This is a genomic window from Paraburkholderia sp. UCT70, from assembly GCF_050434085.1.
In the GTDB taxonomy this organism is placed as follows: domain Bacteria; phylum Pseudomonadota; class Gammaproteobacteria; order Burkholderiales; family Burkholderiaceae; genus Paraburkholderia; species Paraburkholderia tuberum.
The window spans coordinates 869,750-885,070 of sequence record NZ_JBNPVZ010000003.1 but is presented as its reverse complement, the minus strand read 5'-3'; the positions used below and the strand labels follow the sequence as shown (position 1 = coordinate 885,070).

14 protein-coding genes and 2 pseudogenes are annotated in these 15,321 nt (G+C 62.8%); 5 read left to right on the top strand and 11 right to left on the bottom strand.

What is annotated here, in order from left to right; translation table 11 throughout:
- Positions 1–13: 13 nt before the first annotated feature.
- The 10 genes and pseudogenes from ureC to OKW41_RS21940 form a co-directional block, all read right to left on the bottom strand.
- Entirely contained in the window at positions 14–1,717 is a 1,704-nt protein-coding gene (gene ureC, locus OKW41_RS21985; RefSeq protein WP_429448788.1) for an urease subunit alpha, read from the bottom strand.
- A 9-nt stretch (positions 1,718–1,726) separates the two neighbouring features.
- Complete coding sequence (ureB, locus tag OKW41_RS21980; RefSeq protein ID WP_429573943.1) at positions 1,727–2,425, bottom strand: urease subunit beta; 699 nt, start codon at positions 2,423–2,425, stop codon at positions 1,727–1,729.
- A 22-nt stretch (positions 2,426–2,447) separates the two neighbouring features.
- On the bottom strand, positions 2,448–3,125 hold the full coding sequence (locus OKW41_RS21975) for an urease accessory protein UreF (RefSeq protein ID WP_429447840.1): 678 nt from the start codon (positions 3,123–3,125) through the stop codon (positions 2,448–2,450).
- A complete protein-coding gene (ureE, locus tag OKW41_RS21970) occupies positions 3,118–3,633 on the bottom strand; it encodes an urease accessory protein UreE (RefSeq protein WP_429447843.1) in 516 nt (171 codons plus the stop codon). Before ureE ends, OKW41_RS21975 begins: the two co-directional genes overlap by 8 nt.
- Before the next feature lie 6 nt (positions 3,634–3,639).
- Positions 3,640–4,680 carry an aliphatic amidase gene (locus OKW41_RS21965; protein WP_429447845.1) on the bottom strand — a complete coding sequence of 347 codons (1,041 nt, stop codon included), beginning with the start codon at positions 4,678–4,680 and terminating at the stop codon, positions 3,640–3,642.
- Positions 4,681–4,735: 55 nt separating this feature from the next.
- Positions 4,736–5,425 (bottom strand): urea ABC transporter ATP-binding subunit UrtE, encoded by a 690-nt coding sequence (gene urtE / locus OKW41_RS21960; RefSeq protein WP_429573942.1) that lies wholly within the window; start codon positions 5,423–5,425, stop codon positions 4,736–4,738.
- 2 nt (positions 5,426–5,427) lie between these two features.
- Positions 5,428–6,165, bottom strand: a complete 738-nt coding sequence (gene urtD, locus OKW41_RS21955) for an urea ABC transporter ATP-binding protein UrtD (protein ID WP_429573941.1) — start codon at positions 6,163–6,165, stop codon at positions 5,428–5,430.
- Positions 6,162–7,328, bottom strand: coding sequence for an urea ABC transporter permease subunit UrtC (gene urtC, locus OKW41_RS21950; RefSeq protein ID WP_429573940.1), 1,167 nt, complete (start codon positions 7,326–7,328; stop codon positions 6,162–6,164). Before urtC ends, urtD begins: the two co-directional genes overlap by 4 nt.
- Positions 7,329–7,772: 444 nt before the next feature.
- Positions 7,773–8,381, bottom strand: a complete 609-nt coding sequence (locus OKW41_RS21945; protein WP_429447855.1) for an ANTAR domain-containing response regulator — start codon at positions 8,379–8,381, stop codon at positions 7,773–7,775.
- Positions 8,382–8,859: 478 nt separating this feature from the next.
- Positions 8,860–9,237 (bottom strand): annotated as a pseudogene (locus OKW41_RS21940) (DDE-type integrase/transposase/recombinase); the annotation flags it as partial.
- 45 nt (positions 9,238–9,282) lie between these two features.
- Between OKW41_RS21940 and OKW41_RS21935 the strand changes: the two are divergent.
- The 4 genes and pseudogenes from OKW41_RS21935 to OKW41_RS21920 all read left to right on the top strand — a co-directional run.
- Positions 9,283–9,618, top strand: a pseudogene (locus tag OKW41_RS21935) (IS6 family transposase); the annotation flags it as partial.
- 244 nt (positions 9,619–9,862) lie between these two features.
- Positions 9,863–10,582, top strand: coding sequence for an IS6 family transposase (locus OKW41_RS21930; protein ID WP_429574357.1), 720 nt, complete (start codon positions 9,863–9,865; stop codon positions 10,580–10,582).
- Between the two features lie 113 nt (positions 10,583–10,695).
- Entirely contained in the window at positions 10,696–11,940 is a 1,245-nt protein-coding gene (locus OKW41_RS21925) for a tyrosine-type recombinase/integrase (RefSeq protein ID WP_429448790.1), read from the top strand.
- 129 nt (positions 11,941–12,069) lie between these two features.
- On the top strand, positions 12,070–12,336 hold the full coding sequence (locus OKW41_RS21920; protein WP_429573939.1) for a DUF1488 family protein: 267 nt from the start codon (positions 12,070–12,072) through the stop codon (positions 12,334–12,336).
- 448 nt (positions 12,337–12,784) lie between these two features.
- On the opposite strand, the gene OKW41_RS21915 is transcribed toward OKW41_RS21920, so the two are convergent.
- Positions 12,785–13,924: a patatin-like phospholipase family protein gene (locus OKW41_RS21915; protein WP_429291267.1), complete on the bottom strand. Its 1,140-nt coding sequence runs from the start codon at positions 13,922–13,924 to the stop codon at positions 12,785–12,787.
- Positions 13,925–14,362: 438 nt separating this feature from the next.
- Here OKW41_RS21915 and OKW41_RS21910 point away from each other — a divergent pair, with 438 nt between their 5' ends.
- The gene (locus OKW41_RS21910; RefSeq protein ID WP_429573938.1) at positions 14,363–15,112 is read left to right on the top strand and encodes an SAM hydrolase/SAM-dependent halogenase family protein; all 750 of its coding nucleotides are present in this window, start codon (positions 14,363–14,365) and stop codon (positions 15,110–15,112) included.
- Positions 15,113–15,321 lie beyond the last annotated feature (209 nt).

Sequence of the window (15,321 nt, the reverse complement as noted above, 5' to 3'; positions counted from 1 at the left end):
AAAGTACGAGCGATTAGCGCAAGATGTAGCGTCGCGACAGCGGCACTTCGCGCGCCGGGTCGCAGCGGATGACCTGCCCGTCGATCATCACGTCGAAGGTCTGCGGGTTGACCGTGAGATTTGGGCAGGCGTCGTTGTGCAGCATGTCGCGCTTGCTGAGCTTGCGGGTGCCGCACGCGCCGACGAGTTGCCGCGCGAGCCCGAGCTTCGCCGCCGCGCCCGCATCGAGCGCGAGCGGATTCACGAAGTTGACCGCGAGCGAGGCCGGCGCGCGGCCGAACGCGCCCCACTGCGGGCGCATCGCGAGCGGCTCGCAGGTCATCAGCGAGGCCGCCGAGTCGCCCATCGCCCCCCACGCGATAAAGCCGCCCTTCACGACCACCTCCGGCTTGATGCCGAAGAAAGCGGGCCGCCACAGCACGATGTCGGCGAGCTTGCCGTCCTCGAGCGAACCGACCGTATCGGCAATGCCGAAGGTGCGCGCCGCGTTGATCGTGTACTTGGCGATATAGCGCTTGATGCGCTCGTTGTCGCCGCGCGCCGAGCGTTCGCCGGGCAGGCGCCCGCGCTGGTCCTTCATCTTCGATGCGAGCTGCCACGTGCGGCAGATCACCTCGTTGATCCGGCCCATGCCCTGGCTGTCGGAGCCGAGCATCGAGATCGCGCCGAGGTCGTGCAGCACGTCCTCGGCGGAGATGGTCTGCGCGCGTACCCGCGATTCCGCGAACGCCACGTCCTCGGGCACCGCCGGATTCAGGTGATGGCACACCATGATCATGTCAAGGTGTTCGTCGAACGTGTTGATGGTGTATGGGTTGGTCGGGTTGGTCGAGGAAGGCAGGCAGTTCATGCGCCCGGCCACCGCGATGATGTCCGGCGCATGACCGCCGCCCGCACCTTCCGTGTGATACATGTGAATGGTGCGGTCCTTCATCGCCGCGATGGTGTCCTCCAGGAAGCCTGATTCGTTGAGCGTGTCCGAATGCAGTTGCACCTGGAAGTCGTATTCGTCCGCGACGCTGAGGCACGTATCGATCACGGCCGGCATCGCGCCCCAGTCTTCGTGGATCTTGAGACCGAGGCAGCCGCCGCGCAACTGGTCGACAAGCGACCCCGGCTTGCTCGAATTCCCGCGTCCAAGAAAACCGAAATTGAGCGGCCACTGTTCGGAAGCCTGCATCATGCGCCCCACGTTCCACGCGCCGCCGCAATCGATCCCCACCGTAATCGGCCCAAGCGAGCCGCCGATCAGCGTGGTCAGGCCCGAGGCAAGCGCATGCTCGCAGAGCTGCGCGGAGTCGAAATGCACGTGCACGTCGATGCCGCCCGGCGTCGCGATCAGGCCCTCTGCATCCTTGACCGTGGTCGCGACGCCGCACACGAGCTTCGGATGCACGCCGTCCATGACTTCCGGATTGCCTGCCTTGCCGATGGCGACGATGCGCCCGCCCTTGATGCCGATGTCGCCCTTGACGATGCCGAGAACCGGATCGATCACGGTCGCGTTGCAGATCAGCATGTCGAGCGCGCCGTCCGCGCTGTCGTGGCCCGCCTTCAGTCCCATGCCGTCGCGCAGCGTCTTGCCGCCGCCGTGCAGGCATTCATCGCCGGGCACCGCGTAGTCGTGCTCGATCTCGGCGAGAAGCGACGTGTCGCCCAGGCGCACCGCATCGCCGACCGTCGGGCCGAACATCTCGGCGTAGGCCTTGCGTGTCATCGTGACCATTCAGGCTCCCTTGAAGCCGCGCGCAGCGGCGCGACCGATGGCCGCTTCACGCAAGCCGGTTGCGTCGACAGCGCCGTCGGTCAGTCCATTGAGGCCGAAGATCTTCTGCGTGCCGCCGAATGCGACGAGCGTCACCTCCTTGTTGTCGCCTGGTTCGAAGCGCACGGCCGTGCCCGCCGGGATATCGAGCCGCATGCCGAACGCGGCCGCGCGATCGAAGCGCAGCGCGCGGTTGACCTCGAAGAAATGAAAGTGGCTGCCGACCTGGATCGGGCGGTCGCCGGTGTTCATCGCAGTGAGTACGACTTTCGCGCGGCCCGCGTTCAGTTCGATGTCGCCATCCGCGGCGAGGAGTTCTCCGGGGACGAGCGCGTCGGCGGGACGCGCCTCGTTGCCCGCGCGGATCGGCTGGTGCACGGTGACGAGCTTGGTGCCGTCGGGAAACGAGCCTTCCACCTGCAGCATGGGCAGCAAGTCGGCCACGCCCGGCAGCACATCGTCTTCGGTCAGGAGCGTCGAGCCGTACGCGATCAGATCCGCGACGCTGCGCCCTTCGCGCGCGCCCTCCAGAATCTCGTCGGCGATGATCGCGACCGCTTCGGGATGGTTCAGCCTGAGTCCCTTGTCGCGATGGCGACGCGCGAGCTGCGCGGCAGTGTAAAGCGTGAGGCGCTCGTATTCGGTGGGTGTCAGTAGCATCCGCACATCCGTCGTATTCAGTTCAGTTGGCGAAGAGCCGCGCGTCGTGCCGGCAATGGCGCATTGCGGCGATGTCCGCGGCGAAGGTGCTGGACCGCAGTTCGTCGAGATCAGGCGCTGGACGTGCGAGCACGGCGGCGAGCGGCGTGCGCAGGCTCGTGAGCACGCGCTGCGCGTCGAGATGGCCGACGATGCCGAGCCGCACCGCCGAACTCACAGCGCCCGTGCACGCCGCGTGCGCGGAGATTGCTCGCGCCTCGCCCTCACCGATGCCGAAGCTGCGCCACAGCATGCCCTGCACGGCCGGCAGATGGCCGGGTGTGCGCCCGGCGACAATGGCCGCGCGCAGGTCCTTCGCAAGCGCCGCACCGAGCCGCGCATGCACCTCGGCAAGCGTGCGGCCGAGCCGGCGCGAGCCTTGCCGCATCGGTTCGGGCAGCGTCACGGCTTCGGCCGCGGCATCGACTTCGAGCCAGGCGTCGAGCCGGTCCGCCCGCCATGCGGCGCACACGATGCCCTGATCGAGGCTCGCCCAGCGTTCTAGCGCCTGCGCTTGCACGAACACCGCGAGCGACGCGGCATCGGTCACGAGTCCGTCCTGCTGCAAGGCTTCGAGGCCCCATGAAAAGGCCATCGAACCGCTCGGGAAAAAGCTGTCCGATTGCTGCAGGCCCGCGAGCAGGCCCGTGAACTCAGTCATGTGCGTGCTCGTGCGCATGCGGGTGCGGGGAAGCGTGACGGCGCTCGTGCGCATGTTCGTGACCATGCTCGATCTCGCTGATGTGCCCATCTTCGAGCATGGGTGCAAGCCGCACGCGGTAGTCTTCGACCGGCCCCTTCACCGCGATCTCCAGCACGCTCCCGTCGAAGCGCACCGCCCAGTGCATGTTGCCGGCGAAATACCCGAGTTCGAGCGCGCTCGCGGCGTCGCGCGCCTGCACACGCAGCCAGCGCGTGTGCTCGGTGCGCACGACGAGCGCCGCGTCGGCGTCCAGATGCAGCACCGCGCCGTCGAAAAGATGCGTCCGGCGATCTAGCGCGATGCCGCATTCCACGCCGCGCTGGGTGCGCGTGCGCAGCCGGTGACGGCGGATGTCGTCGGCGGCGAGCGTGACCGTATCCACGCGCCCGCGATGTTCGAGCGCGTGCAGCAGATCGGCTACGTGCGGGTCCGACGCGCTGCCCACGATGGACGTATAGGTGATCATCGCGCGCTACCGATGCGTCAGGTCCGACGGGTTCGGGATGCCTGGGATCGGGCATTCCTCGGTGCCGGGCGTGCTGCGCGTGATGTCTTCAACCATCTTGCGCGTCGCTTCGGGGTCGGTGATCCACTTCGAATAGAAGTCGAACGGGCATTCGGCCACGCCGTTCGCATCCTCGCGGGAATTGATCTTGCCCGTGTAGCCGCGATGCAGCAGCTTGTACAGATGGTTTTCCGACTGCATGTTCTTACGCGCGTCGCGGATCAGGCTCTTCGAAAGCGCCGCGTACTGGATGCCCATCTCCTCGGTGCCGCACTCGCCTAGCGTGCGCCCGTCGAAGCCGACGATCGACGAGTGGCCGAAGTAGGAATACACGCCGTCGAAGCCCGCCGCATTTGCAACCGCCACATAGACGTTGTTGGCCCAGGCCATCGACTTCGCCATCACGATCTGCTGTTCCTTCGCCGGGTACATATAGCCCTGGCAGCGAACGATCAGCTCCGCGCCCTTCATCGCGCAGTCGCGCCAGATCTCCGGATAGTTGCCGTCGTCGCAGATGATGAGGCTTATCTTCATGCCCTTCGGCCCTTCCGACACATACGTGCAGTTGCCCGGATACCAGCCTTCGATCGGTACCCACGGCATGATCTTGCGGTACTTCTGCACGATCTCGCCCTTGTCGTTCATCAGGATCAGGGTGTTGTACGGCGCCTTGTTCGGATGCTCCTCGTGGCGCTCGCCGGTAAGCGAAAACACGCCCCACACCTTTGCGCTGCGGCAGGCTTCGGCGAAAATCTCCGTCTCTTCGCCCGGGATCGCGGCCGCCGTGTCGTACATCTCCTGCTGGTCGTACATGATGCCGTGCGTGCTGTATTCCGGGAAAATCACGAGGTCCATGCCGGGCAGGCCGGCCTTCATGCCCTTCAGCATCCCGGCTATGTTGCGCGCGTTCGCGAGCACCTCCGCCTTCGTGTGCAAACGCGGCATCTTGTAGTTCACGACAGCAACCCCGACGGTATCGAGACTGCTCGAAATATCACCATGTTGCATGCTCATCTCCTCGTGGATCAATGACATCGGTCCGGGCGTCTGGCATTACCGCCGTTCAGATGGTCAGGTAACGCATGATGCGATCGGCGTCGACGTTCTCGCGTTTGTCGCTGTGCACGAATCGCCCCTTCTCGATGATGAGGAAGCGGTCAGCGATGTCGAGTGTGAACGTGAGCACCTGCTCGGATACGATCAGTGCGAAATCGCGCTCCTTCTTCAGGCGGTTGAGCGCCCGCGCGATGTCCTTGATGATCGAGGGCTGGATGCCTTCGGTGGGTTCATCGAGAATCAGCACCTTGGGCTCCGAGACGAGCGCGCGCGCGATCGCGAGTTGCTGCTGCTGGCCGCCGGACAGATTGCCGCCGCGCCGGTTGCGCATCTCATGGAGCACCGGAAACGAATCGAAGATGTACTCGGGAATCACCGGCCGCTTGAAGCGGTCCATGCCGGACAGGATGTTTTCTTCGACGCTCAGATAAGGAAAGATCATGCGGCCCTGCGGCACGTAGCCAAAGCCCGCCGTCACACGCTCGTAGCTCTTTGCATTCACGAGCTCTCGGTCATTCAGTTTGATATGTCCGCTGCGCGATGGAATCATGCCGATCAGCGCCTTCAGCAGGGTCGTCTTGCCCATGCCGTTGCGGCCCATCACCGCGACGGTCTCGCCCGCCGCGAGATCGAAAGTGAGGTCGAGCAAGACATGACTCTCGCCGTAGAAGACGTTCAGGTTGTCGATAGCAAGCATGGTCAGTGCCCCAGGTAAACTTCGATCACGCGCGGGTCGTTCTGCACCGCGTCCATCTTGCCCTCCGCCAGCTTCTTGCCTTGATGCAATACCGTGACCTTGTGCGCAACCGATTTCACGAACTCCATGTCGTGCTCGATCACCACCACCGAGCGCCCTTCCGCGATCTTGCGCAGCAGCTCGCCCGTCAGCTCGCGCTCCTTCGCGCTCATGCCGGCAACAGGCTCATCAAGCAGCAGCAGTTCGGGGTCCTGCATCAACAGCATGCCGATCTCAAGCCATTGCTTCTGTCCGTGGGACAGCAGCGCCGCTTTGCGATCGAGTTCATCGTCGAGGAAGATCATCTGCGCGATACGGTCGATCTCGTTGCGCACCGTTTCACTGCGGTTGAAGAACAGGCAGCCGATCACGTCGCGCTTCTTCGGATATGAAATCTCGAGGTTCTCGGCCACGGTCAGATCCTCGTACACCATCGGGTTCTGAAACTTGCGCCCCACGCCCGCGCGCGTGATCTGGTACTCGAGCATTTTCTCCAGATAAAGCCCCTTGAACTCGATAGTGCCCGCCGTGGGCTTCGTCTTGCCGCAAATCATGTCAAGCAGCGTGGTCTTGCCCGCGCCATTCGGCCCGATCACGACATGCAGTTCCTTTTCTTCCACGTAGAAATTCAGATCGTCCACGGCCTTGAAACCATCGAACGACACCGTGAGGCCCTCCACCGCCAGGATCATCGACGTCATTGCGCGACTCCGTGACTGTTGCGTTGCCGGACCGGCTGGCGATCACGCAACCAGTCGATCACGCCAGCGAGCCCTTTCGGCAGGAACATCGGCACGAAAATGAAGAGCGCGCCAATGAAATACACCCAGAAGCCCACGAAATTTTCGGACAGAAAGCTCTTCGCCGCGCCGATGATCACAGTGCCGTACACCGCGCCGACAAGCGAGAGCCGACCACCGACCGCCGCATAGATCACCATTTCGATCGACGGCACGATGCCGCATACCGACGGCGAGGCAAAGCCGACCTGCAGCGTGAACATCGCGCCGCCAATCGCCGAGAACAAAGCGGCGACCGCGAAGATAAAACCCTTGAAGAGCGCCGGATCGTAGCCCGAGAAACGGATGCGGTCCTCGCGGTCGCGGATCGCGATCAACACCTTGCCGAGCCGGCTTCTCAGGATGAAGCGTCCGGCGAGCAGCGCGCCCAGCAACAGCATGGTGGTCACGTAGTACATGATCAGAGTGGCCGTGTTGCTCTGCACGCTATAGCCCATGAAGGTGGGCAAATTCGTGATGCCGTTGACACCGCCCGTATAGCCCTGCTGACCGATGATGACGATCGACATGATCGATGCGAGCGCAAGCGTCACGATCGAAAAATACACGCCGCCCACACGCTTTCTGAAGTTCGCATAGCCGAGCACGAAAGCAACCAGCGCCGGGATGACCAGGATCGCCGGCAACGCGAACCAGCCGTGCTCGAACGGCACCCACCACCACGGCAGCTTGTCGATGCTGTTCCAGGTCATGAAGTCGGGAACCGGCGAACCGCCGCCACCGAACACCGCTGCGGCCGGGTCGTTCGCACTGGCCTCGAGCTTCATGTACATCGCCATCATGTAGCTGCCCAGACCGAAGAAGATTCCTTGACCGAGGCTCAGGATGCCGCCGTAGCCCCATGTCAATACAAGGCCGACCGCGCAAAACGCGAAACTCAGGTACTTCGCGAACAGACCGAGACGGAACGCTCCCGTGAGCGCCGGTATGGCGATCAGCAGCACTAGGGCCAGAATCAGCACGGAATATTTGTCGAGCAGGAAGGCGCCACGCCAGCCGGCCGCGGCCGACGTGGCAGCGTTCGACGCGTCACCGCGTGGCGAAGAGAGAGGAAGGTTTTTCATGTTTCCGCGATGCCTCGATTTCAGTGTGTCCGATGGTCCGAAAGTGAATGGATGAAGACGTTTGTATGTTGCGGCCCTCGTCGCGCGTCACCGCCCGCGGACTCCCCGAAAAAAAAGCCCGAAGCCAGGAAGAACCTGGTTTTCGGGCTTTTTGGCCGGTGTCATGCGAGACGCCTTTGTCTCGGACGACGAAACGAGTGCGAAATTAACCGGCGATGAACGCGGCCGGTTGTTTCGTTAAGAGCGGACTATCGTGTGACGGATCGTGCGCTCGCAGGCTACGATTTGCAAGAGCCGTGCCATCCGACAAGAACGATGCCCAGTGCGGCATCCGTCCTTTCGCCGCGATGCGAGGCTCCCCAAGCTGGGGTGGAGGCGCACATTTCCCGTGCACTACGCATCGATCCTGCACAACGACGGAAGAAGTGCAGTTGGATTAGCAATTCAGAAATGCAGGTTTTCGTGAGCCTTGATGATTATGTCCGCCATCGCCTCGAGCGACTGGCGCTGGCCCATTGCGCGCGAGCGCAACACCTCGTGCGCCTCCGGCTCCGTCAGCTTGCGCGTATCCATCAGGATCGACTTGGCACGTTGGATTTGCCGCTGGTCCGCGGATTTTCCGGCGATTCTCTGCGCGTAGCGTTCCAGCGTCATGCGGCTCTTGTGCTGGTGCAGCGACACCGCCATCGCAGTGAGCACGCCAAACGAGCGCACGGGCGACGGCACTGTGCAGTAAGCGTTCAGTTGCATAACGATCTCGATGAAGATCGGATTCTCGTAGCTCACCACCGGGATCACTGGCGGCGTATCTCGCAACTCCAGCCACGGCAGTGGGCCTGAGAGCGTCTCGGGGCGCATCGCCATGAAGACGATGTCGGCCTCCTCCGGCAAAGCCGCCGGCGCCGGCCAGAAGCGGCACACGCGGCAGCCGATGCGGCGCAACTGCGCGAGCAATTCCTCGCCGTCCTGGTCGAGCGGATGGATTGCTACAACACTGAGCGAGCGGATGTCGCGAAGCCCTTGAGGCGTCGTCGGCAAAGGATGGCGTTTCATCGCTGCACCTCGTGATGGTCTACGTGCGGCACGGAGGCTGAAAGCTGTGCACGTCGCTAAACTCCTTCAAGGCGACTAACCGCATCGTTCAGGGGCCCATCGCCACGCCTTCGTAGCTCCAAGGTGGCCGAAACACAACTTTTCCGATCGGGCGCATGTCGACAACGGCGGCGCCCAGTATGCACACGAAATTTTTTTAACGCAACAATAGTTCCTATTAGGAAACTCCGGGGAGAGCCCCATGCCCGTCACGTAGGAGACCTTTCGTTCCGTATGCGGCTAGCGAATGCAACTGGACGACTGCGCTAGTCTGTCCGAACACGAACTTGGCGTCGCCGTTTGTGAACTGCGCGAGCGGCACGAACCGGAGACGGACTCAACGCGCTCAGCCGCAACTCGAAGGCGCTATTCCTGCCCGACCGATGGGCTTTGTCGATAACGAACAAGGGGCGAGTGAGATCGATATGCGAAGTAGTGCTTATATTGCGAGGTCGTAGAATTGGTCAGCGGCGGACGGAGGGGTCCCGAGAGGACATTTCATCTGCCCTTCAGCGATCATGTGCATAATTTCCATGCCGACCAGAAGAATCGGGGCACAGCGAAATGCCTTGAACCTTTAGCATGGGCCGCGTCCGTCGCTTGATCGCCCGATGGTCCTGTTCGACCAGGTTATTGAGATATTTCGACTGGCGGATGTTGATGGGCGTTTCACGATCGGCATTGATCGCGGCGAGATTGGCGCCGCTTGTGTCGATGGTTATCGTCTGGTGTACACCGTTCTGGACGATCGATTTCTCAAAGTAGCGCCGGGTCGCACTTTGTCCCGATGGGCGCGTTGCAGAGAGTCGATAATGTTGGCGGGCATTGTCACGTTCACGAGGCGGTCGGTTAGGATGACGAGATGAAGAACTCGAAATCGCTTTATCACGGTCACCGATTCCCGGCGTCAGTCATCAGCCATGCCGTTCGTTGGTACTTTCGCTTCCAGCTCAGCCTGCGCGACGTCGAGGAACTGCTGTTCGAGCGTGGCGTGATCGTCAGTCATGAATCGATTCGTCGTTGGACCGAGAAATTCGGCACTGGTTTCGCGCATCGCGTCAGGGCTGCGCGGCGCCAGCCGGGCAGCACGTGGCATCTTGACGAGATGTTCGTGACGTTACGCGGCGTGCCTTATCTCCTGTGGCGCGCGGTCGACCAACATGGCATTGAGCTCGATATCCTGCTGCAGAAGCGGCGTGGGTATTGTCACGTTGTTGATGTGCGGCCGAACGAAACCGCGGCGCGCGAGGATGATGAACTCATGCGGCGAGACGTCCGAGCATCGAGACGCACGTCACCCTCTCCCAAGCCTCGAAGGCTTGGGTGCGTACCTCTCGCTTCTGTTGCGCATTCGTGTGATATCGACAGTGCATGAACGGTTCTGGTGCAAACAGTGAATGTGATCGGTTAGAGTGCTGCTTCCCCGATCTCATGATTCGATAATGAGCAAGCTTAAAAACATGGGCGATCTGTTCTCAGGCCGTCACTTCAACCGCGATGTGATCATTCAGTGCGTGCGCTGGTATCTACGCTACAAGCTCAGCCTGCGTGATCTCGTCGAGATGATGGCCGAGCGCGGCCTGTCGCTCGCCTACACAACGATCCTTCGTTGGGTGAAGCGTTACACGCCGGAGTTTGTCAAGCGCTGGAACCGTTTCGGCACGCCTGCGGGAACGTCGTGGCGTGTCGACGAAACGTACCTGAGAGTCCGCGGTAAATGGGTCTATCTTTATCGGGCAGTAGATCGGGCGGGTCAGACGGTTGACTTCCTGCTCAGGGCGAAACGCGACGTGAACGCGGCCAAAGCCTTTTTCAACAAGGCAATCAAACATCAGGGGCGGCCGCCGCAAACCACTACACTCGATGGCTATGCCGCCTCACACCGTGCTGTGCGCGAGATGAAGGCCGACGGCCTGATGCCCGAGGGCACGAAGGTTCGATCTTCGAAATATCTCAACAATCTGATCGAACAGGACCATCGCCATATCAAGTCCCGGACCAATGCCATGCTCGGCTTCAAGCGTTTCAGGAACGCCGCGAGCACTCTGGCCGGCATTGAGTTGATGCATCGCATTAGCAAAGGCCAATTCAATCTCGCAAAGCTCGGCCTCAAAGATGCCACTGTACCCACCGTATGGAATGCGGTCCTGTCTTATCGATAAGGTATCCTTTTTATCGAGACCTTCTCGTCCAGACAGCCTATTTGCACCAGAACCTCATGCAGGACCGTCTGCCATTGCGCGCCTCGACGCGCTTCCCGGAAAAGCTCACCTTCATGTCGAATCCGGCCGCCCGCAGCGGCGTCGCGCTGCAACCCGCTCCGCTCGAAACGCTCGCTATCCCTGCGGCGCTTGACGGTCGCACGGGATCGAACCGCGCGATCGGCGGCCATGCGCAGATTGCCGCGGCAAACGACCTGGAGGCAATACAGGCATGGCTCGCGCGCTTTGCCGACAAGCCGGCGACCTTCGACAGCTACCGCAAGGAAGCCGAGCGGCTGCTGCTCTGGTCGCTGGTGCAGCCAGGCAAACCGCTGTCGTCACTCACCCACGAGGACCTTGTCCGCTATCAGCGCTTTCTCGCCGACCCGCAGCCCGCCGCAACATGGGTCTCGGGCAGGGGTCGCAAGCATCCGCGCGGCGACGCGCGCTGGAGACCTTTCTACGGCCCACTGTCCCCTGCCAGCACCCGGCAGGCGATGGTCATTCTGAACGTGCTGTTTTCATGGCTGGTGCAGGCCGGGTATCTGGCCGGCAACCCGCTCGCGCTCTCGCGCCAGCGGGCGCGGCATGCCGCGCCGCGCATTACCCGCTATCTCGAACCCGGGCTGTGGCAGGAGGTGAAGGACACCATCGCGTCGATGCCACAGGACACCGCGCGCGCCCGCGCGCACTATCACCGCGTGCGCTGGCTCTTTACGCTGCTGTATCTGGGCGGCCTGCGCATCGCCGAGGCCGGGGGCAACACGATGGGCCAGTTCTTCGCGCGGCGCGATGCCGATGGCGCGATGCGCTGGTGGCTGAGCGTCCACGGCAAGGGCGACAGGGAACGGCTGGTGCCGGCGACGCGCGAACTGATGACCGAACTCACGCGCTACCGGCAATCGTTCGGGATGACGGCCCTGCCCTCACCCGGTGAGGCTACGCCGCTCGTGCTTCCTATTGGCCGGACTTCAGAAGCCAGGACGAAGCTCGCCCGCGAACGCGCTGACGGCCGATCACCCGCGCCGCTCACGCGGGCCGCGCTGCACGCGATCGTGAAAAACGTGTTTGCAGGCGCCGCCGCCCGGCTGCGCGAACGCGGCGGAGAATTCCTGTCACGCGCGGACCTGCTCCAGGCGGCGTCTGCGCACTGGCTGCGACATACTGCCGGTTCGCACATGGCCGACCAGAAGGTCGATCTGCGCCTCGTGCGCGACAACCTCGGGCATGCGTCGCTGACCACCACCAGCGTGTATCTTCATGCTGACGACGATCGCCGCCATGATGAGACCGATGAGAAACACCGCATCGGCTGGTGAGGCCGGTGACTGTTCGTATTGCGCATGTCAGCGCCCCGGCGCAGTACAGGACAGCCGTCCCATATCCAGATTGCATCGCCTGTGCAAAAATGCTCTTAACGCTCCCTGAAGCGTCGTCCCTGACCACCTATGGAACTCCTCGACCTTGAACCGCAAGTGCTCGCGAATCGCCGCGGAGTGGCCTTCGGCCTCCCCCATCAGAGCACGGTTGGATGCGTCATCACCATCCGGGCGCTGGAAGCCTGCTTCTGGCTTGAACCGCAGGCCAGCGACGCGCGGATCCTGAAGACATTTCGTGACGGTTACAGCCGCATCCGGGCCATCGCCGAACGGAAGCTGCTCGCCCATCCGGCCACCACGCTTGAACTGACACCGACCGACTTCGTGCATCGCTAGGCGCGAGACGGCAGGCGAATGCGCACGCGACGCGGCGCTTAGGTGGCGCGCAGATTCGCGCTTCGTGCGCGGGCGCGAGAAGAACGAGCGGCGCAGCCTCGCTGCGGCGCCCAACGCCCCGCCATGTTGCCGGCTGCACAGCGAAGTCGCGCAAATCGGCGAGACCGCATCGCTGCGCACGTCCTCTCTACTGGTGCACGGTGCACGGCCTTGGCCGCCCATTCGACCTGGCGCAGTGCTTCAGCTGCGGCGGGCGGCCGAAGTAAAGTTCATCGCTGCGCGACGCGCTATACGTCGCGAGCTCTGATCCTGCGGATCGGTCAATCAGCGCGGCCTTGCCTGCACCCGGAGCGCCGACGAAACTTGGCATTACGCCATCACCGGCCACCGGGAATTTCATCAATCGCATCATTCGGTCAACGGCGACGGATCCTTATTCGGGCAGGCGTCAAACGCGTCTTTCACCGGTTACGTCTTCATCCGCGCTGTAGACGGTCAATCCTTCTACTGGGTCCATCGGTGCGTCCCACGGGCGCGCGGCAATGGCCCGCATTGCTGCTTCATAGCCCGCGCGCTGTCGGGAAGCAATGCCGGCTGGGGTGAAATCGATATCCTTCAACTGGTCGTCCCCGTCCAGGCGGGGCGCAGCAAGTTTGATCATACGCATGGTGGTCTGGCACCCCCAGGCGGCAAGCTCCTGGACTTCGGACGAGGCGCGCTCGGCTTCCGGCAAGCGCTTAACCAGTTCGCGGATCACATGGCGGAGACGGTGTATCTGCTGCTGACGCGCGATGTGGCTGTCGGTGCGACTGGCGTACTGGATGTCCTTTTGCCGCTCCGAGATCTGCCATATGCTTTCCGGCTCAGGGCCGATCGGGTTCCACACCTGTACCGAGAAGATGACCGAACTCTTGCGGGGCTTGTCATCCAGCACCACCTCGACCGGGGTGTTGGAATAAACGCCGCCGTCCCAATACGGCTCTCCGTCAATCCGCACGGCCGGGAACGCGGGTGGCAGCGCGCCCGAGCTCATGATGTGCGAGGCATTCAGCCGTTGGTCGCGCGAGTCGAAGTAGCGCATCGCGCCCGTGCAGGCGTGAACTGCGCCCACGGTCAGTCGCGGATGCCCGGCGTTCAGCAGATCGAAGTCGACCAGCGAACAAAGCGTATCGCGCAACGGCGCAATCAGGTAATACGACGCTCGATCCACGCCGAGCCGGGCGAGCGGTCCGAGCCAGGATGCCGGATTAGGCTGGAAGAATCCCTCGATGCCGCCGCCGATGATCATCCATTTTGCAAAGATTTTGTCCCAGCCAGGCCAGGCAGCAGGCACGTCCAGGCGGGTGCGGTCGGTCACCTGGTTCCAGAATTCCTCCAGCCGTCGATAACGGTGCTCCGGTGGATTCCCGGCGATCAAGGCTGCGTTGATCGCGCCAATGGAGGTGCCGATCACCCAATCCGGCTGTATGCCCGCTTCGTCCATCGCCTGATAGACACCAAGCTGATACGCGCCCAACGCGCCGCCACCCTGAAAGACGAGTACGACTTGCCCGGGCAACTCTGTGCGCGCTGGCTGGTTCACTCTCATCGATTGCCTCGCTGATCTTTTCCGTAGCGCGACCTGAGTAAGGCGCCCCACGCGCAGTTTCACCGTTGGGGGAGCGGTGCGCGGGGCGAGCGCGAATCGATTGCCAGGATGTGATCCTGTTTCCTTGGCGTTGCGTGACGGCGTGCGACGATGGGACCCGAATGCCATTAGCAAGTGTAGGCGATCGACACACGCTGACCTCCATTTCATCTGGCGACCAAGCGCGCTCAACCTCCGGTACCGGCGACATAGCCGACCCGCTTGATACTGCCGCGAAACGAGGTCTTACAATCGAAACCTGTCCCGCGCGGGGCGATGCTTCGCCAGGCCTGCCCCGGCCAGAGCGGAACAGGAGACATGCGCATCGCGGTTACTCGCCATCGCGATGGGAGGAACGCTGACCGACGAGGCGGCACAGGACTGCAAGGAGGCTACGCGATGCTCGCACTCTTTACCGATTTCGGGGCCGACGACATCTATGTCGGACAGGTAAGGGTCGCCTTGCTGCGACACGCGGCAGCCGGTACCCCCATTATCGATATGCTGCATACTGCCCCGAACTACGACTCGCAGGCAGGCGCGCATCTGCTCGCGGCGCTTGCGCAGTGGTATCCGCCGGATTGTGTCTTCCTGGCCGTGGTCGATCCGGGCGTGGGCGGCGAGCGGGATGCCGTCGTGCTGCAAGCCGACGGGCAGTGGTTCGTGGGGCCGGACAACGGGCTGCTCTCGGTCGTGGCGGCGCGCGCGGCGCGTACCCTGATCTGGCAGATTACATGGCGTCCCGCCGCGCTATCCGCCTCATTTCATGGTCGTGACCTGTTCGCCCCGATGGCAGCATGGATCAGCCGCGGCGAGTTGCCTCCCGACAAGCTCGTTGAGAGGACAGGCTTGCGCGTGCACCTGGATGCAGACGATTTCGCCGAGGTCATTTACGTCGATCACTACGGCAATGCAATGACGGGGCTGCGGGCTGGAACCGTGCCGAGGACTGCACGGCTAAGCGTCGCAGATACCGGTGTCCAATATGCCCGGGTCTTTTCCGATGCAATGGCCGGTCAAGCCTTCTGGTACGAGAACTCAATCGGGCTCGTCGAGATCGCCGTGAATCGCGGCAGCGCCGCGACGCAGCTTGGCGTACGTGTCGGAGATCCCGTCCGAGTGAACGGGGGCGGTGAATCGCCGACATAGCGCCAGGAAAACACGCTGGTGTCCCGAAGGCTGAAATGCTGTTTGTCCTCGAGGCGGTTCCTGGGGGCAGCGGGGAACCCGGAGGCGGCACATCTCGGGATGACAATCGAGAGGCGCCGTCAGCAAACATGCGGCAATCTACGCGAAAGGCATAAACCGACCCAGGTCGTGTGGAAACCCGATGGAATTTCAATGCGGCGCGTGACCCT